Source organism: Pseudomonas sp. HB05 (assembly GCF_016756915.1).
GTDB lineage: Bacteria > Pseudomonadota > Gammaproteobacteria > Pseudomonadales > Pseudomonadaceae > Aquipseudomonas > Aquipseudomonas alvandae.
Genome location: NZ_JAESPG010000033.1, coordinates 1 through 20,420 on the forward strand (window position 1 = coordinate 1; position 20,420 = coordinate 20,420).

A 20,420-nucleotide genomic window follows, 5' to 3' on the forward strand; every position below is an offset into this window, starting at 1 on the left:
CAGATGTGTCTGATGCACCCGGTGGCGAGGGGATTTATCCCCGCTGGGCTGCGCAGCAGCCCCCGACACTCGTTCTGATACACCGCGGCGTTAGATTTAGGGGCGCTGCGCACCCCAACGGGGATAAATCCCCTCGCCACGAAAGCGGTCGCCAACACCGCCGGGATCAAACCCTGGAAGCAAACAACGCCTGGTGCTCACGGCACTGCTCGGCGCTGAGCATGAACACACCGTGGCCGCCGCGCTCGAACTCCAGCCAGGCGAAGTCGACTTCCGGGTACAGCGCTTCGACGTGCACTTGGCTGTTGCCCACTTCAACGATCAACAATCCCTTGTCGGTCAGATGATTGGCCGCCTCGGCCAGCATTCGCCGAACCAGGTTCAAGCCGTCATCGCCACAGGCCAGGCCTAGCTCCGGCTCATGCTGATACTCCTTGGGCATGTCGGCGAAATCTTCCGCATCGACGTAGGGCGGGTTCGACACGATCAGGTCGAAACGTTGCCCCGGCAGCCCATCGAAACCATCCCCCTGGACCGTAAATACACGCTCATCGACACCGTGGCGCTCGATGTTCTGATTGGCGACTTCCAGCGCTTCGAATGACAAGTCCGCCAGCACCACCTCGGCTTCGGGGAATTCATAGGCGCAAGCGATCCCGATGCAACCGGAGCCGGTGCACAGGTCAAGGATTCGTGCAGGCTCCTGGCCCAACCAAGGCTCGAAACGTTTTTCAATCAACTCGCCGATGGGCGAACGCGGAATGAGCACGCGCTCGTCGACGATGAAGGACATTCCGCAGAACCAGGCCTCACCCAACAAGTACGCGGTCGGAATGCGTTCCGCGATGCGCCGGCGCAGCAGACGTTGCACATGCACCAACTCCTCGTCTTCGAGGCGGCAATCCAGGTAGCTGTCGGCAATTTCCCATGGCAGGTGCAGCGCGCCCAACACTAACTGGCGTGCCTCGTCCCAGGCGTTGTCGGTGCCATGGCCAAAGAACAGATCCTCCCCATGGAAACGGCTGACGGCCCAACGGATATGGTCGCGCAGGGTGCGAAGGCGGGAAGTGATCACGGCGGCAAACTCCAGAAAAATCGACGGGCGAGTCTATCAGCCAAACACGCAGTCACCCAAACGTGCCTGAAGTCAGGACGAAATATGCGGGACAAACTGTAGGATTCTTCCGTTTTATGCGCGGCCCATTGAACAAAGCGCAGATCTTGACAAGGCTGTAGGCCAGCAATGACGGCCCTTGCGATGGAAGCGATTCACAGAACCGCTCAGCCAGAGGAGAATGTCGCAAAAGCCCCACTCGAAGGAGCCCCAGAATGTCCGTTCCAAAAACGATGTTTCAACTCAGTGGTCGTGGTTATGCGGCGGCCAACCTGAGTCAAGCGACCCTGATCATCATCGACGCCCAGAAAGAATACCTCGCCGGCCCCCTGGCCCTGAGCGGCATGGATGCGGCGGTCGCGAACATCAAGCAACTGCTCGGTGCAGCCCGCGCCGCCGGACGGCCGATCGTGCACGTGCGCCACCTGGGCACCCATGGCGGGCTGTTCGATCCACAGGGTGAACGCGGGGAATTCATTCCAGGCCTTGAACCACAAGGCGACGAAACCGTGATCGAAAAGCTGCTGCCCAGCGCTTTCCACGGCACCGACCTGAAGAAGCGGCTGGAAGAGCTGGGTCCACTGGACCTGATCGTCTGCGGCTTCATGAGCCATTCCAGCGTCAGCACCACCGTGCGCGCCGCCAAGAACCTGGGTTTCCGTTGCACCCTGGTGGAAGATGCCTGCGCCACGCGCGACCTGCCGCACAAGGGCGGCGTCCTCAGCGCCGAACACGTGCACCAGACCGAAATGGCAATCATGGCGGACAACTTCGCCACGCTGGCCATGACCCGCGACTTCGCCTGATCCCGCCCTGGATGGGCGGTCGCTGTGCCGCTCATCCGCAAAAGCCTCTCATTTGCCGCAATAGGCTTGGCTTCAGGAACAACCCGAACATCTTCCGGTCGAAGGGCCGATACCCATTGAGGAAGGTCGGAATGAAGATATCCGATGGTTTTGACGCACGTCGCTTGCGGCCCAAAGGCCCGAGCAACTGGCGATTTCGTATCGGCGCGGGCATCGCGGCGCTGCTGGCAACACTGGGTGTGCTGCTGGCAATGGCCGGTGCCGCCAGCCTGCTTGGTCGTCCGCCCGCACTGGGCGAGTTGAATGCCACCCCGCTGGGTTCGACGGTCATCCTGGCAATCGGTCTGTTGGTACTGCTGCTGGGCGTCTGGCTCTGGCGCCGTTGCCGCCGACGCGCCCGCCAATCCCTGGAGCTGGCCATGGCTCCGCACCTGATGAAAAAGCACGACTGATCCGCCATCCGACGTTTTGTCGCGCCCTATCCTACCGGAGTTGGGTAAACTGGCCGGCCTTCGCGGAGGCTGACATGCAAGACGACGACTTTTCCCTGTTCAAAAGTGCGATCCAGGGCGTAAAACCAATCAAACACGATCGCGCCGAAACGGGCAAACCCAAGGCCGATCGCGCACAGATCGCCAAGCTGCGCCAGGCCGCCACCGTACGCACCGACGCCACCACCGTGGACGGGTTGTCCGATCAGTTCGTCATTGACGTCGGTCCCGAAGACGAATTGATGTGGGCGCGCGACGGCGTCCAGGAAAGCCAGATGCGCAAGCTGAAGGTTGGCCAGATTCCCTTCGAAGGCAGCCTCGACCTGCACGGCATGACCGTCGAAAAGGCCCGCGAGACCCTGTGGGCGTTTCTCGCCGAAGCCACCAAGTTCGAAATCCGCTGCGTGCGCGTCACCCACGGCAAGGCCGTGCGGCTGGACGGCAAGCGGCCGATGATCAAGAGCCACGTCAACACCTGGCTGCGCCAACACCCACAAGTGCTCGGCTTCACCTCCTGCCAGGCGAAGCACGGCGGCGCCGGGGCGGTCTACGTGATGCTCAAGCGCACCATGATGGAAGGCCGCGACGAGTAGCCCCTGATTGCCGAGCTTGCAGCGCCGTGTCCGCCACCGTACCCTTGCCCTTTGCGTAAATCCCCACAGGTAGTTTCATGTCTCTGGAACAGAATTACACCGCGATTCTCGGCCAACTGGGCGAGGACGTTTCCCGCGAGGGCCTGCTCGACACGCCCAAGCGCGCTGCCAAGGCCATGCAGTACCTTTGCCGCGGTTATGAACAGACCCTGGAAGAGGTCACCAACGGTGCCTTGTTCAGCTCCGACAACAGCGAGATGGTGCTGGTCAAGGACATCGAGTTGTACTCTCTGTGCGAGCACCATTTGCTGCCTTTCATCGGCAAGGCCCACGTGGCCTACATCCCGAGCGGCAAGGTGTTGGGCCTGTCGAAGGTCGCGCGCATCGTTGACATGTATGCCCGTCGCCTGCAGATCCAGGAAAACCTCAGCCGCCAGATCGCCGACGCGGTCCAGCAAGTAACCGGCGCCCTGGGCGTGGCGGTGGTGATCGAGGCCAAGCACATGTGCATGATGATGCGCGGCGTGGAAAAGCAGAATTCCTCGATGATCACTTCGGTGATGCTCGGTGAGTTCCGGGAAAATGCGGCAACCCGCATGGAATTCCTCAGCCTGATCAAGTAAAGCGTCTCGCGAAGAAAACCGGCATTGATCGCCGGTTTTTTTTCGCCCGCGAAAAATCAGGTAAGCTGCGCGCCCTCTTCTTTCCGCCGTGAGGCTATAACGTGATCGTCAAAGCGCTTCGAGTTGGCCTGGGCCAGCTCATCATCTTCATCGACTTCATCACCCGCCCCGGCAAGAAAAAGCGTCCGGCCGACGCCCAGGCGCAAGTCGAACAGGCAGCTCGCGGCCTGACGTTGTATCAATTCCATGCCTGCCCGTTCTGCGTGAAGACGCGCCGGACCCTGCGTCGCCTCAACGTACCGGTAGCCCTGCGCGATGCAAAAAATAACCAACAGGATCGCCAGACGCTGCTGGAACAGGGTGGCCGGATCAAGGTGCCGTGCCTGCGCATTGAAGAGAATGGCGAGACCACCTGGATGTATGAGTCCAAGGTGATCATTGATTATCTGGATAAGCGGTTTTCTGCCGTCTGAGGATTTGATGGTGGGCTGAGGGCCTCATCGCGAGCAAGCTCGCTCCCACAGGAGGCCAATGCTGATTATAAATCTGCAATCACGCACGGTTCCCTGTGGGAGCGAGCTTGCTCGCGATGGGATCGGCCCAGCCGCCGGATATTTCAAGCCGCCTTGGCCGCCAAAGCGCCCCGCACCACCCCGGCCAATCGCTTCAGGCCCTCGTCCAGTCGCGCCGGATCGATATGGCTGAAGTTCAAGCGCAAGTGCCCCAGGTGCTTGTCCGGCTCTGGAAAGAACGGCTCACCCGGCATGAACGCCACGTCAACCGCCAACGCCTCGGCAAGCAAAGTCCGGGTGTCCAGCGGTTGCTTGAGCGTCAGCCAGAAAAACAACCCGCCCTGTGGCATGTTCCAATCCGCGATATCGGAAAAATGCCGCTGTAGCGCAGCCTGGAACCGATCGCGCCGATCCCGGTAGAAATCCCGCAGCGCTTGCAGGTGGCTGCGGTACTGCTCGGTGCCAATCCACTGCAGCGCCTGCCATTGGCCGATGCGATTGGTATGCAGGTCCGCCGATTGCTTGAGCCGCAGCAGGTGTGGGAACAAGTCCGGGCTGGCGATCAGATAACCCACCCGCAGGCCCGGCAACAGGGTTTTCGACACAGTGCCGGTGTAGATCCAACTGGCCTTCTTCAAGCGACTGGCAATAGGCGTGGCGCTGCCGCCGTCGAAGGTCAGCTCGCGGTAAGGTTCGTCTTCGATCAGCGTCACGCCGAACTCATCCAGCAGCGCCGCCACCGCATCGCGCTTGGCCTCGCTGTAGCGCACCGCCGAAGGGTTCTGGAACGTTGGAATCAGGTAGATGAAGGCCGGTCGATGCCGCTCCAGCCGGGCCCGCATGTGCTCCAGGTCCGGGCCGTCCGCCTCAAGGGGGACGGTGATGCAGTCGGCGCCGAACAGCTGAAAGATTTGAAGGGCCGCGAGATACGTCGGCGCTTCGAGCATGACTTCGGTGCCGACGTCGATGTGCAGTTTGGCCGCCAGGTCGAGGGTTTGCTGGGAACCGCTGACCACCAGCACCTGGCTCGCCTCGCAAGCCAGGCCCAACGACCGCGCCTGGGCGGCCAATGCTTCGCGCAGGGCCGGCTCGCCCTCGCTCATGCCGTATTGGCCCATGGACAGCGGCATCGCGCCCCACTCCACCTTGGGCAGCATGGCTTCGGCCGGCAGGCCACCGGCGAACGACATCACTTCCGGGCGCTGCGCCGCAGCGAGGATTTCTCGAATCAAAGAACTTTTGAGGCGCGAGACACGTTCGGAAAAAGCCATGGGGGTCACCTGTAGCGAGGCCTTGGAAAAATGAGTCAAACTGTTTGACCGAAATTACCTCGCCGCCCTTGGAAACGTCAATATGCTTGACCTTAAAAACCCGTCCTCCCAACAAATGGCCATGGAAGCATTCTTCTTCGGTTACCAGGCGTTCACCGCCAAGGCCGATGAAATGCTCGAGCGTCGCGGGCTGAGCCGGGTGCACCAGCGCATCGTTTTTTTCATCGCCCGCTACCCCTCCTTGAGCGTGAAGGAACTGCTGGCATTGCTGGGCGTGACCAAGCAGGCATTGAACATGCCCTTGCGGCAATTGATGGAGATGCACCTGGTCAGCAGCGTCGCGTCCGAAACCGACAAGCGTAAGCGGCTGCTGGAATTGACGGCGGAGGGCCAGCGATTCGAACAGGCGCTGCGCCGTGAACAGGTGAAATTGCTGGAACGGGTGTTTGCCGAAGCCGGGGAAGCGGCGGTGGATGGGTGGTTGGCGGTGAACCTGGCACTGGGGAAATCCAGTGATTGAAGGCGTCTGATCAGACGCTATCGCGAGCAAGCTCGCTCCCACAGGGGTTCAGTGGTGAAGACAAATCTTGCATTCATCACAGTCCGCTGTGGGAGCGAGCCTGCTCGCGAAGGCATCCGCATGGCCGATATATCCCCATCTCCATAAATTTCGTCGACAAAACAGAAAACATTATTTGCATTATTTGTATACAAAAGCATAATTCGCTTCGTGCGAGTTCCTGACCATCAGGTCAACTACTACGCCAGCCTTACCTGCCTCAAAGCTTCGCCGTCACCCTCAGGGGGCGTGCGGGGCTGGAAATAACAATAAAACTCTTGAGGAGTACTCGCTGTGGAAAGCCGCAAACCCGAAGCCCAGACCCTGGACCTCTCGCCGCCACTACGCAGTGGCTGGCTGGAGCGCCTCTTCAAACTCAGCTTGCATGGCACCACGGTGAAGACCGAGCTGATCGCCGGTCTGACGACCTTCATCACCATGGCCTACATCATTTTCGTCAACCCCAACATCATGGCCGACGCGGGCATCGATCATGGTGCAGCGTTCGTCGCCACCTGCATCGCCGCCGCCCTGGGTTGCCTGTTGATGGGGCTCTATGCGAACTGGCCGGTGGGCCTGGCACCGGGCATGGGCCTGAACGCCTTCTTCACCTACACCGTGGTCGGCACCATGGGCTACAACTGGGAAACCGCGCTGGGCGCGGTGTTTATATCCGGTGTGCTGTTCATGATCCTGACCTTGTCGCGGGTGCGTGAATGGCTGCTCAACAGCATTCCCGTGAGCCTGCGGTTCGCCATGGGCGCGGGGGTCGGGCTGTTTCTCGGGCTGATCGGCCTGAAGACCGCCGGCATCATCGTCGACAGCCCCGCCACCCTGATCAAGCTCGGCTCGTTGCGTGAGCCCGGTCCGTTGTTGGCCGCGGTGTGCTTCCTGATGATCGCCGTGCTCAGTTATCACCGCGTGTTCGGCGCGATCCTGATCAGCATCATCGCCGTGACGTTGGCCGGCTGGGGCCTGGGATTGGTGCAGTACAACGGCGTCATGTCGACACCGCCAAGCCTGGCCCCGACCTGGATGGCGATGGACGTGGCCGGTGTGTTCAACATCAGCATGATCAGCGTGGTGCTGGCCTTCCTGTTCGTGCACATGTTCGACACCGCCGGCACCCTGATGGGCGTCGCCCAGCGCGCCGGCCTGGTGAAGGCCGATGGCAAGATCGAGAACCTGTCCCGCGCCCTGAAAGCCGACAGCGCCTCCAGCGTATTCGGCGCCATGGTCGGGGTGCCGCCGGTGACGAGCTACGTGGAAAGCGCCGCCGGGGTCGCCGCCGGTGGCCGCACGGGGCTTACCGCCGTGACTGTCGGTGTGCTATTTATTGCCGCCATGTTCTTCGCACCGCTGGCCGGGATGATCCCGGCCTATGCCACGGCCGGCGCCTTGATCTACGTCGCCATGCTGATGATGGGCGGCATGGCCCATATCGAATGGGACGAACCCACCGACAGCATCCCGGCCATCGTCACGGCCATCATGATGCCCCTGACCTTCTCGGTCGCCGATGGCATCGCGCTGGGTTTCATCACCTACGTGGTGCTCAAGGCCGGTACCGGTAAACACAAGGAAATTTCCGTTAGCCTGTGGGTGCTCTGCGCGATCTTCATCGCCAAGTTCATCTTCTTGTAAGCGCTGCCGTATCCACCCGCCTCACCCCTTGGGTGAGGCTTTTGTACATCAGGAGCAAAGCAATGAATCTGGAAACCTGGTTATTGTTCAGTGGCGCCGCCTTGGTGGTGATCCTCATCCCCGGCCCGTTGTCATTGCTGATGATCGGCAATAGCCTGAACTATGGCCTGCGCCGCTCGTATCCGGCGTTCCTGGGTGGCGTGATCGCGTCGATCTGCCTGTTGAGCGCTTCGGCGCTGGGGCTTGGTGCGTTGTTGATGGCGTCGGAGCAATTGTTCAGTGCCCTGAAGATCGTCGGTGCGTTATACCTGTTCTACCTTGCCTGGCAGAGCTGGCAGCAATCGCGCCAGCCTTCCCAGGGCGCCGAGGTACCACAAGCGGCCGCCACTCCGCGCTTTCGCGCCTTGTTCGGCCGGGCGTTCGTCCTGGGTGCCAGCAATCCAAAGGACATCTTGTTCTTCGCCGCGTTCCTGCCGCAATTCTTGAACGCCGGACAGCCATTCCTGCCGCAGTTGCTGGTCATGATTGCGACCTGGACCGTGCTGGACCTGCTATGCAAGCTGGCTTATGGGCTGGGTGCCCATGGCGCTGCCCGGTATCTGCGCACCGGTAAGGGCCAGAGCTGGTTCAACCGGGTCAGCGCCGGTTTGTTTGGTGGCGCGGGGGCCGCATCCTTGTTGAGCCGCTAAAAAAGCAAAAGCTTCGCGAGCAAGCCCGCTCCCACAGGTTTTTGTGAACGACAAAAATCCAGTGTGGGAGCGGGCTTGCTCGTGAAGGCACCCTCCCAGACACCGTATTCTCATGGGCGAAAAAAAGCCCGCAGTGTTGGCGGGCTAAAAACCAAAGAAGCTCTATGCGCAGTCGCTTCCAGGGCAAGGCAGCTGCTTGGGGAATCAACTGCCTCGATAGGTTGAATAGGCGTAGGGCGAAATCAGCAACGGCACGTGGTAATGCTCCTGCTCTTGCGAGATACCGAAGCGCAGCACCACCACATCGAGAAACGCCGGCTCGGCCAGTTGAACGCCACGGGCGCGGTAGTAGTCACCGGCGTGGAACTGGATCTGGTAGACCCCGCTGCGGTAATCATCCCCCTGCAGCAGCGGCGCATCGCAACGGCCGTCGCTGTTGGTCAAAGCACTGGCAACCAACCGCAATTGCGGACCCTCGACACGGTACAGCTCGATCTTGATCGAGCTTCCAGGGCAGCCGTGCGCTGCATCCAAAACGTGAGTAGTCAAACGTCCCATTGATTGTGCGCGCCTCGCTGCAGGACAGTCCGGCCCGGCGCCTCCTGAATCAGTTGAAAGACAGGCCGCACCGTTTCGGAGCACGAAACGCTACGGCGATGAGCGAATTAAGACACTTTAAACGCAAATTGTACACAATAAAAAATACTTATTTTTCCGCCAGGTCACGCGACGGCAGCTCAACGTCGTGTTCAAGCCAAACCAACGGATACGTGACCCTCCAGGCGATAAATTGACCAAATGGGCAGGTTTCTTGCAGTGTAGACATTGTGGGGGACACGGTGAAAAATGCAAAAAATCAGGCTTACAAATCGCGCATAAAGTTGTATACAATCACTCCATCGTCGTGACGCCAGCCTGAGACTCATCGCCAGGGCGCCACCCACATGGTTCGAACAAGAAGGAAAACTGCAGTGAGCGCTGACTACCCACGCGACCTGATCGGTTACGGCAATAACCCTCCGCACCCACACTGGCCGGGCAATGCCCGCATCGCCCTGTCCTTCGTGCTCAATTACGAAGAAGGCGGCGAGCGCAACGTCCTTCATGGCGACAAGGAATCCGAAGCGTTCCTTTCCGAGATGGTCGCGGCGCAACCGCTGCAGGGCGAGCGCAACATGAGCATGGAATCGCTGTACGAGTATGGCAGCCGTGCCGGCGTCTGGCGGGTCCTCAAGTTGTTCAAGGAGTTTGACATTCCGCTGACTATCTTCGCGGTGGCGATGGCCGCCCAGCGCCACCCGGACGTGATCCGCGCCATGGTCGCCGCCGGTCACGAAATCTGCAGCCACGGCTATCGCTGGATCGACTATCAATACATGGATGAGGCCCAGGAGCGCGAGCACATGCTCGAAGCGATCCGCATCCTCACCGAAATCACTGGCGAGCGTCCGCTGGGCTGGTACACCGGCCGTACCGGCCCGAACACCCGGCGCCTGGTGATGGAAGAAGGCGGTTTCCTCTACGACAGCGACACCTACGACGACGACCTGCCCTACTGGGAGCCGAACAACCCCACCGGCAAGCCGCACCTGGTGATCCCCTACACCCTCGACACCAACGACATGCGCTTCACCCAGGTGCAGGGTTTCAACAAGGGCGACGACTTCTTCCAATACCTCAAAGACGCTTTCGACGTGTTGTACGCCGAAGGCGCCGAAGCCCCAAAGATGCTTTCCATCGGCCTCCATTGCCGCTTGATCGGCCGCCCTGCACGCCTGGCCTCCCTCAAGCGTTTCCTCGAATACGCCAAGGGCCATGAACAGGTCTGGTTCAGTCGTCGCGTCGACATCGCCCGTCATTGGCAGCAGACCCATCCGTATCAGGGAGCGTCCAAATGACCGCTTTCCAGACACTCAAGCCTTCCACCTTGAGCCGCGAAGCGTTCGTCCGGGCCTTTGCCGACATCTACGAACATTCGCCATGGGTGGCCGAAAAGGCCTTCGACCTGGGCCAGGATCCCTCCATCGATGAGATCGAGACCCTGCACCAGCGCATGAGCGACATCCTGTTGAGCGCCGATCCTGCCAGCCAACTGGCCCTGATCAACGCTCACCCGGACCTGGCCGGCAAAGCCGCCGTCCAGGGCCAACTGACCGAAGCCAGCACCAACGAACAGGCTGGCGCCGGTATCCACCAATGCACGGCCGAAGAGTTCCAGCGCTTCACCGAGCTGAACGAGGCCTATAAAGCCAAGTTCAAGTTTCCCTTCATCATGGCGGTAAAAGGCAGCAACCGGCACCAGATCCTCGCCGCGTTCGAAACGCGCATCCACCACTCGGCAGACGCCGAATTCAAGTGCGCATTGGCGGAGATCAACAAGATCGCGTTGTTCCGATTACTGACCCTTTAGCGAGCGGCCCCTGACACCAGGTCCTGCAAGCATCCCCAGCCAACTTATCAAAGGCAGACAAGAAGAATGAAAGCTTACGCCGTACCGTTCGAAAAGTTCGTCAACCTGGCCGACGCGCGCCTGGGCACCAAGATCATCTCGGTGACCGATGACTGGTTCGCCGACGCCAACCGCCTGTTCCAGCCGACCCCGGCCGTGTGGAAGGAGGGCGTGTTCGACGACAACGGCAAGTGGATGGACGGCTGGGAGTCGCGCCGCAAGCGCTTCGAAGGCTACGACAGCGCGGTCATCCGCCTGGGCGTACCGGGTTCGATCAAGGGCGTGGACATCGACACTTCATTCTTCACCGGCAACTACCCACCGTCGGCTTCCCTGGAAGCGTGTTTCCTGGCGGACGGCGAGCCGGACGAAAACACCCAGTGGACTGAAGTGCTGTCGGCCGTCGAGCTGCAGGGCAACAGCCACCACTACCACGAGATCAGCAACGACCAGGCCTTCAGCCACCTGCGCTTCAACATTTACCCAGACGGCGGCGTGGCTCGCCTGCGGGTCTATGGCATTCCGTACCGAGACTGGTCGGCCGTGGGCGACAACGAACAGATCGACCTGGCCGCCGCCCTCAATGGCGGACGCGCCCTCGCCTGCTCCGACGAACACTTCGGCCGCATGAGCAACATCCTCAACCCAGGCCGTGGCGTGAACATGGGCGATGGCTGGGAAACCGCCCGTCGTCGCACCCCGGGCAATGACTGGGTGATCGTCGCCCTGGGCCATGCCGGCATCGTTGAAAAAGTCGTCGTCGACACGCTGCACTTCAAAGGCAACTACCCCGACAGTTGCTCGATCCAGGGCGCGTTCGTCAAGGGCGGCACCGACAGCCAGATCGAAACCCAGTCGCTGTTCTGGCGCGAGTTGCTGCCGAGCCAGAAGCTGGAGATGCATGCCGAACATACCTTCGCCGAGCAGATCAAGGCGCTGGGACCGATCACCCATATTCGCCTGAACGTGTTCCCGGACGGTGGCGTGAGTCGCCTGCGAGTGCTCGGCAAGGTATCGAAATAAGGGTGAACCCAAATCGCGAGCAAGCTCGCTCCCACATTTGAAATGCATTCCCCTGTGGGAGCGAGCTTGCTCGCGATGGCGGCAGAATAAACAACACAGAATCCAAGGTAAGAAGACCAGCATGCGCACACTCAAGATCGAACCGTTGACCAAAGAAGCCTTCGCCCCGTTCGGTGACGTGATCGAAACCGACGGCAGCGATCACTTCATGATCAACAACGGTTCGACCATGCGTTTCCATCGCCTGGCGACGGTCGAGACCGCGACGCCGGATGACAAGGCGATCATCAGCATTTTCCGCGCCGACGCGCTGGACATGCCGCTGACCGTGCGCATGCTGGAGCGCCATCCGCTGGGCAGCCAGGCCTTCATTCCGCTGCTCGGCAACCCCTTTCTGATCGTGGTCGCGCCACTTGGCGATGCACCTGTATCAGGTTTGGTCCGCGCCTTCGTCACCAACGGCAGGCAGGGCATCAATTACCATCGCGGCGTCTGGCACCACCCGGTGCTGACGATCGAAAAGCGGGATGACTTCCTGGTGGTTGATCGCAGTGGCACAGGCAATAACTGCGATGAGCATTTTTTCCAAGAGGATGAGTTTCTGATCCTCGCCCCCCACCAATAAGAGAAGGTCCGATCACGCGAAAACAAGCGTGACGGGCGAGAGGTAAAGACTGTGGAAGCACATTTGCTGGAATGGCTGAACCTGAGCATTCGCTGGGTTCACATGATCACTGGCGTTGCCTGGATCGGCGCGTCGTTCTACTTCGTCTGGCTGGAAAACAACCTCAATCGCGTCAACCCCAGGAGCGGCCTGGCCGGCGACCTCTGGGCCATCCACGGTGGCGGCATCTACCACCTGGAAAAATACAAGCTCGCACCACCGTCCATGCCGGACAACCTGCACTGGTTCAAGTGGGAAGCCTATTTCACCTGGATGTCGGGCATCGCGCTGTTGTGCGTGGTGTTCTATTGGAACCCGACCGTCTACCTGCTGGCGCCCGGCAGCAGCCTGAGCGGCCTTGAAGGCGTCGCCCTGGGCATCGGCTCGTTGTTCGTCGGCTGGTTTGTCTATTCATCGCTCTGCGATTCAGCCCTGGGCAAGCGCCCCGCCCTGCTCGGCCTGATCCTTTTCGTGCTGTTGATCGCCGCGGCCTACGGGTTCAGCAAGGTGTTCAGCGGTCGCGGTGCCTACCTGCACGTCGGCGCCGTCATCGGCACGATCATGGTCGGCAACGTGTTCCGCATCATCATGCCGGCCCAGCGCGCGCTCGTAGCAGCCATCGCCGAAAACCGCACGCCCGACCCGGCGCTACCAGCCAAGGGTCTGTTGCGTTCGCGCCACAACAACTATTTCACCCTGCCAGTGCTGTTCATCATGATCAGCAACCATTTCCCGAGCACCTACGGCAGCCAATACAACTGGCTGATCCTGGCCGGGATCGCCGTGGCGGCGGTATTGGTGCGGCACTATTTCAACACGCGCCATGACAGCAACCGGTTCGCCTGGACGCTGCCGGTCGGCGCCCTGGCGATGATCTGCCTGGCGTATGTCACCGGGCCCAAGCCGATGCCCACCGCGCCGGAAGTCGCCAAGGTCCCGGGTGCGATCGAATATCAACCACTGCCCGAGACTGCCGTGGGCGGCGCCAAACCGGCGGCACCGGCGCAGGCACCCGCGCCAGCACAGGCGTCCAATGCCCAGGGGCCGTCATTCGAAAAAGTCCACAGCGTGATCCAGGAACGCTGCTCGGTCTGCCACTCGGCCAAGCCCACCAGCCCCCTGTTCAGCGCGGCGCCGGGCGGAGTGATGTTCGACACCCCGCAGCAGATCCAGCAACAGGCCGCGCGCATCCAGGCCCAGGCCGTGACCAGCCAGATCATGCCACTGGGCAACATCACCCAGATGACCCAGCAAGAACGCGATCTGATCGGCGCTTGGATCAACCAGGGCGCGCAAACCAACTGAGCCACTTTTTTCGACAAATGTCATACCGCTGACAGGCCGACCGGCAACTACCGGTCGCCCGTCAGCGACTGTCTGCGCCTCAACAATAAAAACAAGAGGAAAGCATCAGATGATCCAGCCCCGCCATCACGCCCAGGATTCGCCGCGCATGCGCCGTTGCAGGGCACTTGAGCCCTTCAAGGCAAGTCCGTATCCTGCGCGGCCGTTCGACGCGGGCCGACAACAAAATCCCTTCCGATCCTGACCGGACCGCCAGCTTATTGCGGCGCTGGCGGACCTGAACGCGCCCCTGAACACAACGTTCCGACTGTTCCATTACTGCAGGGCAAGCCATTTCCAGTTTTTGCCGAACTTGGCTCAGCGCTTGCTATCAGCATTCGCCACGCTCAAAAAGCTGACCGAACGGATGTTTTTCATCCATGGAAAAAGGCGCCACACCAGAGCGCTGACCTGAAAAAAGAAACGCGGTACCACTTACCTTTGGGAGCAAACCGAATGAAACGTACGTGCACCAGCCTGATCGTTGCGGGATCTTTGTTGGCCGGGGGGCAGGCCCTGGCAGGCGATCTGCTCCAATGGCAGAACAACAGCCTGAGCTACCTCTATGGCAAGGATTTCCAGATCAATCCACGCATCCAGCAAACCGTGACGTTCGAGCACGCCGATGCGTGGAAATACGGCGACAACTTTTTCTTCCTCGACCGCATCTTCTATAACGGCCAGGACGACAGCCAGTCCGGCCCGAACACGTACTACGGCGAGTTCAGCCCACGCTTGTCGTTCGGCAAGATTTTTGATCAGAAGCTGGAAATGGGCCCGGTCAAGGACGTGCTGCTGGCAATGACCTACGAGTTCGGCGAAGGCGACAACGAGTCGTACCTGATCGGCCCGGGCTTCGACCTGGCGATTCCCGGTTTCGATTATTTCCAGCTGAATTTCTATAACCGCCAGACCCAGGGGGCTCGCGCCGGCGACAACGTCTGGCAGATCACCCCGGTCTGGGCCTATACCGTGCCGGTGGGCTCGTCCGACATTCTCATCGACGGCTTCATCGACTGGGTGGTGGACAACGACGCCAACTCGAAGGGCACCTACCACGCCAACCTGCACATCGTCCCGCAGATCAAATATGACTTGGGCAAGGCCTTGAAGCTGGGCGCCAAGCAGCTGTATGTCGGCGTGGAATACGACTACTGGAAGAACAAATACGCGATTGAAGACAGCGATGGGTTCAAGACCAACCAGAGCAATACCAGCTTCTTGCTGAAGTACCATTTCTAACCCCGGGTTCCAAATCCGCAGCAATACCCTGTGGGAGCGAGCTTGCTCGCGATGGCGGTGGGTCAGCCTGCCCAGATGCTGGATGTGCCGCCGTCATCGCGAGCAAGCTCGCTCCCACATTGGCTTCGTGGAGGCCACAGAATTTAGCGTCCACCGCAAACTCCTTGTGGGAGCGAGCCTGCTCGCGATAGCGGTAACACCTGCGTGCATCACGCCTCAGGACAATCCCAAGAACCGACTCAACGCCTCACGCTGCGCCAGCGCATCCTGACGCCCAAGCTCGATCAATTCACCGCAGTATCCCGCCTCGAACAGCAGATAGCTCAACACGCCGGCACCGCTGGTCTTGGTCGCGCCCGGCCCACGCAAAAACACCCGCAACGCGCGCGGCAGTTCCTGGCGATGACGGGCGGCGATTTCATCGATCGGCTGGCTCGGTGAGATCACCAACACTTCCACCGCAGCCGCACCAAGCGCATGGGCCGGTACATCGTCGGGCAGCAGGTGACTGAACTGGTTAAGACGCTCGAGCAACTCGATGTCGCTTTCCAGGCTGTCGATGAACGTGCTGTTGAGCATGTGGCCGCCGATCTGCGCAAGCGTCGGTTGCAAACCGGTGTAGCTGCGCTCCTGGGGCGTTTGCCCACCCGCACCGCGGGGGTTGCCACTGACACCGATGACCAGCACACGATTGGCCCCCAGGTGCAAGGCTGGGCTGATCGGCGCCGATTGGCGCACCGCGCCGTCGCCGAAGTATTGGGGACCGATCTTGACCGGCGCGAATAACAAGGGGATCGCCGAGCTGGCCAGCAGGTGTTCGACTGACAACTGCGCGGGCACACCGATGCGCCGATGTCGCAACCAGGCATCAATGGTGCCGCGCCCTTGATAGAACGTTACCGCCTGTCCGGACTCGTAGCCGAACGCGGTGACTGCCACCGCCCGCAATTGGTGCTCGGCAATCGCCTGCTCGATACCCGACGCGTGGAATTGCGCCTGGAGCAACTCGCGCAATGGCGAACTGTCGATCAGCGCCACCGGCAACTTGGCCCCCAGGCCCAGCAGGCTGTGGATGATGAAACGCGTCGCCTGGGCAAGCACGCCGCGCCAGTCGCTGCGCATCACCTGATGGCTGCGCACCGCCTGCCAGAAAGCCGTCAGCCGCTCGATGGCGGTCTTGAAATCGGTCGCCCCACTCGCCAGGCTGACCGCGTTGATGGCGCCAGCCGACGTGCCGACGATCACCGGAAACGGGTTTCGCGCCCCGTCCGGCAACAGCTCGGCGATGGCCGCCAATACGCCCACCTGATACGCCGCCCGAGCCCCGCCGCCGGAAAGAATCAATCCTGTCACCGGTTCAGCTGGGGTCATCGCGATGCTCCGTGCTCAGTCAATTGGACTACATACTCAACCGCGTTTTTCGTACAACTTCGGCTCACCCGGTGGACGGGTCTTGAAACGCCGATGGGCCCAGAGATATTGCTCGGGACAGGCGCTCACCGAGCGCTCGACCCATTGATTGATCCGAATGCAGTCGCCTTCATCGGTCTCGCCGGGAAAGTTTTCCAACGGCGCCTGGATCACCAGGCGATAGCCGCTGCCATCGGCCAGCCGTTCCTGGACGAACGGCACGACCAGCGCCTTGCCCAGGCGGGCGAACTTGCTGGTTGCGGTAACCGTTGCGGCCTGAATGCCAAACAATGGCACGAACACGCTCTGCTTGGCACCGTAGTCTTGGTCCGGCGCGTACCAGATCGCCCGACCGGTGCGCAGCAACTTGAGCATGCCACGCACGTCATCACGTTCCACCGCCAGGGAATCGAGGTTGTGCCGCTCGCGTCCACGGCGCTGGATATAGTCGAACAGCGGATTATTGTGCTCGCGGTACATGCCGTCGATGGTGTGCTGCTGGCCGAGCAGCGCCGCGCCGATTTCCAGCGTGGTGAAATGCAGTGCCATGAGGATCACGCCCCTGCCGTCGCGCTGGGCCTGCTTGAGGTGCTCCAGCCCTTCGACATGGGCCAGCTTCGCCAAGCGCGGACGCGACCACCACCAGCTCATGGCCATTTCGAAGAAAGCGATACCGGTGGAGGCAAAGTTTTCCTTGAGCAGACGCTTGCGCTCGGCGGCGGACTTCTCGGGGAAGCACAGCTGCAGATTCCGACTGGCGATGCGCCGCCGGTCGCCGGCCAACCGGTACATCAGCACGCCCAGCGCACGGCCGATCCGCAGCAGCAGCGGATAGGGCAACTGAACGATCAGCCACAATAGCCCCAGGCCGCACCACAGCAGCCAGAAACGCGGATGAAAAAATGCAGCTCGAAAACGCGGGCGATCCATTACAGCTTCCATTAAGACATGGGCCGCGCATTCTACATTGTTCGACCCGGGTTGCGGCTGACGGGCGATCTCGTTATAAGTCTCGGCACTTTTAGTGACAAGTCGTTGTACGCCGACCATGAGCCAAACCGAACCGCTAGACCAAGATCCCGTGTTCCAGCTGAAGGGCAGCATGCTCGCCATTACGGTGCTGGAACTGGCCCGTAACGACCTGGAAGGTCTTGACCGGCAGTTGGCGGCAAAAGTCGCCCAGGCCCCGAATTTTTTCAGCAATGCCCCGCTGGTGCTGGCGTTGGACAAGCTGCCGGCCGGCGAAGGCTCGGTGGATTTGCCAGGCCTGATGCGCGTTTGCCGCCAGCACGGCCTGCGCACCCTGGCGATCCGCGCCAGCCGTATCGAAGACATCGCCGCCGCCATTGCCGTGGATATTCCGGTACTGCCACCCTCGGGCGCCCGTGAACGGGTGCTGGAACTGAGCCCGGCCGAACCGAAAAAACCGGAAAAACCACCCGAGCCCACCATCAAGCCCACCCGGGTCATCACCTCGCCGGTGCGCGGCGGACAGCAGATTTATGCCCAGGGTGGCGATCTGGTCGTCGTATCCTCGGTCAGCCCGGGGGCGGAACTTCTGGCCGATGGCAACATCCATGTATACGGCCCGATGCGCGGCCGTGCGCTGGCCGGTGTCAAGGGCGACACCAAGGCAAGGATCTTCTGTCAGCAGTTGAGCGCTGAACTGGTCTCCATCGCCGGGCAATACAAGGTTTCCGAGGATTTGCGGCGCGACCCGTTATGGGGGGCCGGCGTCCAGGTCAGCCTGTCGGGCGACGTGTTGAACATCATTCGGCTTTAACGGATACTGCCGCATTTTCCAAGCATCTCTAAAACCTAGCGAATACGGCTTATACGACGTAGGAAAAAGGATCAGGCAGCGTTTACCGGAGGTAGACCCCGCCCAATCCCCGATTCCAACCAAGCCTGTCCAATTGCAGCAGTTTCCAGAGATGTTTTTCAGGGGCTGACAAAGTCCTTTTTCCTTAGGGGTGAAACACCTTGGCCAAGATTCTCGTGGTTACATCCGGCAAGGGTGGTGTGGGTAAGACCACCACCAGCGCCGCTATCGGTACCGGCCTCGCCTTGCGCGGCCACAAAACAGTCATCGTCGACTTCGACGTCGGCCTGCGTAACCTCGACCTGATCATGGGTTGCGAGCGCCGCGTGGTCTATGACTTCGTCAACGTGGTCAATGGCGAAGCGAACCTGCAACAGGCCCTGATCAAGGACAAGCGCCTTGAGAACCTCTATGTATTGGCTGCCAGCCAGACCCGCGACAAAGACGCGCTGACCCAGGAAGGCGTGGAAAAGGTCCTGATGCAGCTCAAGGAAGACTTCGAATTCGTGGTCTGCGACTCCCCGGCCGGTATCGAGAAAGGTGCCCACCTGGCCATGTACTTCGCTGACGAAGCGATCGTCGTGACCAACCCGGAAGTCTCCTCGGTCCGTGACTCCGATCGCATGCTGGGCCTCTTGGCGAGCAAATCCCGCCGTGCCGAGCAAGGCGAAGAGCCGATCAAGGAGCACCTGCTGCTGACCCGCTACAACCCGCAACGCGTCAGCGACGGTGAAATGCTTGGCGTCGAAGACGTCAAGGAAATCCTCGCGGTGACCCTGCTGGGCGTGATTCCAGAATCCCAAGCCGTACTCAAGGCCTCGAACTCCGGTGTGCCGGTCATTCTTGACGACCAGAGCGACGCCGGCCAGGCATACAGCGATGCTGTCGATCGCCTGCTGGGCAAAACCGTCGAGCATCGATTCCTCGACGTCACGAAGAAAGGTTTCTTCGAGCGCCTGTTTGGAGGTAGGTAATGAACCTTTTTGACTTCTTTCGTGCCAACAAAAAGCCCAGTACCGCCTCGGTCGCGAAAGAGCGTCTACAGATCATCGTGGCGCACGAACGCGGCCAACGCAGCACGCCCGACTACCTGCCTGCCCTGCAGAAGGAGCTGGTCGAGGTAATCCGCAAGTACGTCAACATCGGTAGCGATGACGTGCACGTGGCGCTGGAAAGCCAGGGCAGTTGCTCGATCCTGGAACTCAACATCACCCTGCCGGATCGCTGATCGACCCGGCTGGAGCCACGGCGGCTCGGCCCCAGCTTTTGTGGGAGCGGGCTTGCTCGCGAAGACGGTGGCACATTCAAGATCAATGTGCCTGAAAAACCGCTTTCGCGAGCAAGCCCGCTCCCACGATAAGGCTGTGGGGGCCGAGCCGCCGTTGGCGTTTGTAACGAGACTGTTTTCAATGCCCCTGTCCAACATCCGCATCATTCACCAGGACGCCGCCGTGCTGGTGGTCGACAAGCCGACCCTGCTGCTCTCCGTGCCCGGCCGGGCCGACGATAACAAGGACTGCCTGATCACTCGCCTGCAGGAAAACGGCTACCCGGAAGCACGAATCGTGCACCGGCTGGACTGGGAAACCTCCGGCATCATCCTGCTGGCCCGCGACCCCGACACCCATCGCGAACTGTCACGGCAGTTTCATGATCGAGAAACCGAAAAAGCCTACACCGCATTGTGCTGGGGCCAACCGGAACTGGACAGCGGCAGCATCGACCTACCCTTGCGCTATGACCCGCCGACAAAGCCCCGCCACGTGGTGGATCACGAACAGGGCAAGCACGCCTTGACGTTCTGGCGCGTGCTGGAACGCTGTGGCGACTGGTGCCGAGTCGAGCTGACACCGATTACTGGACGCTCGCACCAATTGCGCGTGCACATGCTCTCCATCGGTCACCCATTGCTGGGCGACGGGCTCTATGCCCACCCGCAAGCCCTGGCCGCCTGGCCACGCCTGTGCCTGCACGCCAGCATGCTCAGCTTCACCCATCCGCAGAGCGGCGAACGCCTGCGCTTCGAGTGCCCGGCACCGTTCTAAGAAACACCACCGTCATTGTGGCGAGGGAGCTTGCTCCAGCTGGGGTGCGAAGCAGCCCTAAAGGCGCATCTCGGTATGCCTGCTTGATTGCGTTGCCGCTGTTGGGGCTGCTACGCAGC

23 protein-coding genes are annotated in these 20,420 nt (G+C 60.9%); 18 read left to right on the forward strand and 5 right to left on the reverse strand.

Going from position 1 to position 20,420, the window contains the following annotated elements:
* Positions 1-166: 166 nt before the first annotated feature.
* Positions 167-1,075, reverse strand: coding sequence for a 50S ribosomal protein L3 N(5)-glutamine methyltransferase (gene prmB / locus JMN22_RS22760; protein ID WP_198798319.1), 909 nt, complete (start codon positions 1,073-1,075; stop codon positions 167-169).
* A 254-nt stretch (positions 1,076-1,329) separates the two neighbouring features.
* Here prmB and JMN22_RS22765 point away from each other — a divergent pair, with 254 nt between their 5' ends.
* The 5 genes from JMN22_RS22765 to JMN22_RS22785 all read left to right on the forward strand — a co-directional run bounded on the left by JMN22_RS22765 (position 1,330) and on the right by JMN22_RS22785 (position 4,100).
* Positions 1,330-1,920 (forward strand): cysteine hydrolase family protein, encoded by a 591-nt coding sequence (locus JMN22_RS22765; protein ID WP_030142333.1) that lies wholly within the window; start codon positions 1,330-1,332, stop codon positions 1,918-1,920.
* 131 nt (positions 1,921-2,051) lie between these two features.
* The gene (locus JMN22_RS22770) at positions 2,052-2,372 is read left to right on the forward strand and encodes a hypothetical protein (protein WP_198798320.1); all 321 of its coding nucleotides are present in this window, start codon (positions 2,052-2,054) and stop codon (positions 2,370-2,372) included.
* A 74-nt stretch (positions 2,373-2,446) separates the two neighbouring features.
* Entirely contained in the window at positions 2,447-3,004 is a 558-nt protein-coding gene (locus JMN22_RS22775; protein ID WP_025214971.1) for a Smr/MutS family protein, read from the forward strand.
* Positions 3,005-3,081: 77 nt separating this feature from the next.
* Positions 3,082-3,627 carry a GTP cyclohydrolase I FolE gene (gene folE, locus JMN22_RS22780; protein ID WP_030142335.1) on the forward strand — a complete coding sequence of 182 codons (546 nt, stop codon included), beginning with the start codon at positions 3,082-3,084 and terminating at the stop codon, positions 3,625-3,627.
* 101 nt (positions 3,628-3,728) lie between these two features.
* Positions 3,729-4,100, forward strand: coding sequence for a glutathione S-transferase N-terminal domain-containing protein (locus JMN22_RS22785; RefSeq protein ID WP_030142336.1), 372 nt, complete (start codon positions 3,729-3,731; stop codon positions 4,098-4,100).
* Between the two features lie 143 nt (positions 4,101-4,243).
* Here the strand turns inward: JMN22_RS22785 and JMN22_RS22790 are convergent, their stop codons facing one another.
* The gene (locus JMN22_RS22790; protein WP_030142337.1) at positions 4,244-5,410 is read right to left on the reverse strand and encodes an aminotransferase-like domain-containing protein; all 1,167 of its coding nucleotides are present in this window, start codon (positions 5,408-5,410) and stop codon (positions 4,244-4,246) included.
* Between the two features lie 82 nt (positions 5,411-5,492).
* Here JMN22_RS22790 and JMN22_RS22795 point away from each other — a divergent pair, with 82 nt between their 5' ends.
* The 3 genes from JMN22_RS22795 to JMN22_RS22805 all read left to right on the forward strand — a co-directional run bounded on the left by JMN22_RS22795 (position 5,493) and on the right by JMN22_RS22805 (position 8,302).
* Complete coding sequence (locus JMN22_RS22795) at positions 5,493-5,930, forward strand: MarR family winged helix-turn-helix transcriptional regulator (protein ID WP_030142338.1); 438 nt, start codon at positions 5,493-5,495, stop codon at positions 5,928-5,930.
* A gap of 333 nt (positions 5,931-6,263) precedes the next feature.
* Positions 6,264-7,613 carry an NCS2 family permease gene (locus JMN22_RS22800; RefSeq protein ID WP_030142339.1) on the forward strand — a complete coding sequence of 450 codons (1,350 nt, stop codon included), beginning with the start codon at positions 6,264-6,266 and terminating at the stop codon, positions 7,611-7,613.
* Between the two features lie 62 nt (positions 7,614-7,675).
* A complete protein-coding gene (locus JMN22_RS22805; RefSeq protein WP_030142340.1) occupies positions 7,676-8,302 on the forward strand; it encodes a LysE family translocator in 627 nt (208 codons plus the stop codon).
* A gap of 204 nt (positions 8,303-8,506) precedes the next feature.
* Here JMN22_RS22805 and uraH read toward each other — a convergent pair whose 3' ends face one another.
* Positions 8,507-8,860: a hydroxyisourate hydrolase gene (gene uraH / locus JMN22_RS22810; protein ID WP_198798321.1), complete on the reverse strand. Its 354-nt coding sequence runs from the start codon at positions 8,858-8,860 to the stop codon at positions 8,507-8,509.
* A gap of 413 nt (positions 8,861-9,273) precedes the next feature.
* On the opposite strand from uraH, the gene puuE reads away from it, so the two are divergent.
* The 6 genes from puuE to JMN22_RS22840 all read left to right on the forward strand — a co-directional run bounded on the left by puuE (position 9,274) and on the right by JMN22_RS22840 (position 15,024).
* Positions 9,274-10,200 (forward strand): allantoinase PuuE, encoded by a 927-nt coding sequence (puuE, locus tag JMN22_RS22815; RefSeq protein ID WP_030142342.1) that lies wholly within the window; start codon positions 9,274-9,276, stop codon positions 10,198-10,200.
* Positions 10,197-10,712 carry a 2-oxo-4-hydroxy-4-carboxy-5-ureidoimidazoline decarboxylase gene (uraD, locus tag JMN22_RS22820; protein WP_198798322.1) on the forward strand — a complete coding sequence of 172 codons (516 nt, stop codon included), beginning with the start codon at positions 10,197-10,199 and terminating at the stop codon, positions 10,710-10,712. Before puuE ends, uraD begins: the two co-directional genes overlap by 4 nt.
* Before the next feature lie 66 nt (positions 10,713-10,778).
* Positions 10,779-11,774, forward strand: coding sequence for an allantoicase (gene alc / locus JMN22_RS22825; protein WP_198798323.1), 996 nt, complete (start codon positions 10,779-10,781; stop codon positions 11,772-11,774).
* Between the two features lie 121 nt (positions 11,775-11,895).
* Positions 11,896-12,399 carry an ureidoglycolate lyase gene (locus JMN22_RS22830; protein ID WP_030142345.1) on the forward strand — a complete coding sequence of 168 codons (504 nt, stop codon included), beginning with the start codon at positions 11,896-11,898 and terminating at the stop codon, positions 12,397-12,399.
* Positions 12,400-12,450: 51 nt separating this feature from the next.
* Positions 12,451-13,743: a urate hydroxylase PuuD gene (locus tag JMN22_RS22835; protein ID WP_198798324.1), complete on the forward strand. Its 1,293-nt coding sequence runs from the start codon at positions 12,451-12,453 to the stop codon at positions 13,741-13,743.
* Between the two features lie 495 nt (positions 13,744-14,238).
* Positions 14,239-15,024, forward strand: a complete 786-nt coding sequence (locus JMN22_RS22840; protein ID WP_198798325.1) for an outer membrane protein OmpK — start codon at positions 14,239-14,241, stop codon at positions 15,022-15,024.
* Positions 15,025-15,240: 216 nt separating this feature from the next.
* On the opposite strand, the gene JMN22_RS22845 is transcribed toward JMN22_RS22840, so the two are convergent.
* Both JMN22_RS22845 and JMN22_RS22850 read right to left on the reverse strand, forming a co-directional pair.
* Positions 15,241-16,395 (reverse strand): patatin-like phospholipase family protein, encoded by a 1,155-nt coding sequence (locus tag JMN22_RS22845; protein WP_198798326.1) that lies wholly within the window; start codon positions 16,393-16,395, stop codon positions 15,241-15,243.
* Between the two features lie 36 nt (positions 16,396-16,431).
* The gene (locus JMN22_RS22850) at positions 16,432-17,364 is read right to left on the reverse strand and encodes a lipid A biosynthesis lauroyl acyltransferase (protein WP_198798327.1); all 933 of its coding nucleotides are present in this window, start codon (positions 17,362-17,364) and stop codon (positions 16,432-16,434) included.
* A gap of 118 nt (positions 17,365-17,482) precedes the next feature.
* Between JMN22_RS22850 and minC the strand changes: the two genes are divergently transcribed.
* From minC to JMN22_RS22870, 4 genes are all read left to right on the forward strand, one after another.
* Positions 17,483-18,217: a septum site-determining protein MinC gene (gene minC, locus JMN22_RS22855; protein ID WP_030142350.1), complete on the forward strand. Its 735-nt coding sequence runs from the start codon at positions 17,483-17,485 to the stop codon at positions 18,215-18,217.
* A gap of 200 nt (positions 18,218-18,417) precedes the next feature.
* The gene (gene minD / locus JMN22_RS22860) at positions 18,418-19,230 is read left to right on the forward strand and encodes a septum site-determining protein MinD (RefSeq protein ID WP_025214989.1); all 813 of its coding nucleotides are present in this window, start codon (positions 18,418-18,420) and stop codon (positions 19,228-19,230) included.
* Positions 19,230-19,484, forward strand: coding sequence for a cell division topological specificity factor MinE (minE, locus tag JMN22_RS22865; protein WP_003179111.1), 255 nt, complete (start codon positions 19,230-19,232; stop codon positions 19,482-19,484). The genes minD and minE overlap by 1 nt, the downstream gene beginning before the upstream one ends.
* A gap of 181 nt (positions 19,485-19,665) precedes the next feature.
* Positions 19,666-20,301 (forward strand): RluA family pseudouridine synthase, encoded by a 636-nt coding sequence (locus tag JMN22_RS22870; protein WP_018612476.1) that lies wholly within the window; start codon positions 19,666-19,668, stop codon positions 20,299-20,301.
* Positions 20,302-20,420: the final 119 nt, after the last annotated feature.

What these genes read in the sequence shown, in the direction of transcription:
- JMN22_RS22765 (WP_030142333.1), top strand. Translation starts at nt 1,330, where the DNA reads ATGTCCGTTCCAAAAACGATGTTTCAACTCAGTGGTCGTGGTTATGCG.
- JMN22_RS22870 (WP_018612476.1), top strand. Translation starts at nt 19,666, where the DNA reads ATGCCCCTGTCCAACATCCGCATCATTCACCAGGACGCCGCCGTGCTG.
- alc (WP_198798323.1), top strand. Translation starts at nt 10,779, where the DNA reads ATGAAAGCTTACGCCGTACCGTTCGAAAAGTTCGTCAACCTGGCCGAC.
- folE (WP_030142335.1), top strand. Translation starts at nt 3,082, where the DNA reads ATGTCTCTGGAACAGAATTACACCGCGATTCTCGGCCAACTGGGCGAG.
- JMN22_RS22795 (WP_030142338.1), top strand. Translation starts at nt 5,493, where the DNA reads ATGCTTGACCTTAAAAACCCGTCCTCCCAACAAATGGCCATGGAAGCA.
- JMN22_RS22770 (WP_198798320.1), top strand. Translation starts at nt 2,052, where the DNA reads ATGAAGATATCCGATGGTTTTGACGCACGTCGCTTGCGGCCCAAAGGC.
- JMN22_RS22830 (WP_030142345.1), top strand. Translation starts at nt 11,896, where the DNA reads ATGCGCACACTCAAGATCGAACCGTTGACCAAAGAAGCCTTCGCCCCG.
- uraD (WP_198798322.1), top strand. Translation starts at nt 10,197, where the DNA reads ATGACCGCTTTCCAGACACTCAAGCCTTCCACCTTGAGCCGCGAAGCG.
- JMN22_RS22840 (WP_198798325.1), top strand. Translation starts at nt 14,239, where the DNA reads ATGAAACGTACGTGCACCAGCCTGATCGTTGCGGGATCTTTGTTGGCC.
- JMN22_RS22775 (WP_025214971.1), top strand. Translation starts at nt 2,447, where the DNA reads ATGCAAGACGACGACTTTTCCCTGTTCAAAAGTGCGATCCAGGGCGTA.
- minC (WP_030142350.1), top strand. Translation starts at nt 17,483, where the DNA reads ATGAGCCAAACCGAACCGCTAGACCAAGATCCCGTGTTCCAGCTGAAG.
- JMN22_RS22850 (WP_198798327.1), bottom strand. Translation starts at nt 17,364, where the DNA reads ATGGATCGCCCGCGTTTTCGAGCTGCATTTTTTCATCCGCGTTTCTGG.
- JMN22_RS22805 (WP_030142340.1), top strand. Translation starts at nt 7,676, where the DNA reads ATGAATCTGGAAACCTGGTTATTGTTCAGTGGCGCCGCCTTGGTGGTG.
- uraH (WP_198798321.1), bottom strand. Translation starts at nt 8,860, where the DNA reads ATGGGACGTTTGACTACTCACGTTTTGGATGCAGCGCACGGCTGCCCT.
- JMN22_RS22790 (WP_030142337.1), bottom strand. Translation starts at nt 5,410, where the DNA reads ATGGCTTTTTCCGAACGTGTCTCGCGCCTCAAAAGTTCTTTGATTCGA.
- JMN22_RS22845 (WP_198798326.1), bottom strand. Translation starts at nt 16,395, where the DNA reads ATGACCCCAGCTGAACCGGTGACAGGATTGATTCTTTCCGGCGGCGGG.
- minE (WP_003179111.1), top strand. Translation starts at nt 19,230, where the DNA reads ATGAACCTTTTTGACTTCTTTCGTGCCAACAAAAAGCCCAGTACCGCC.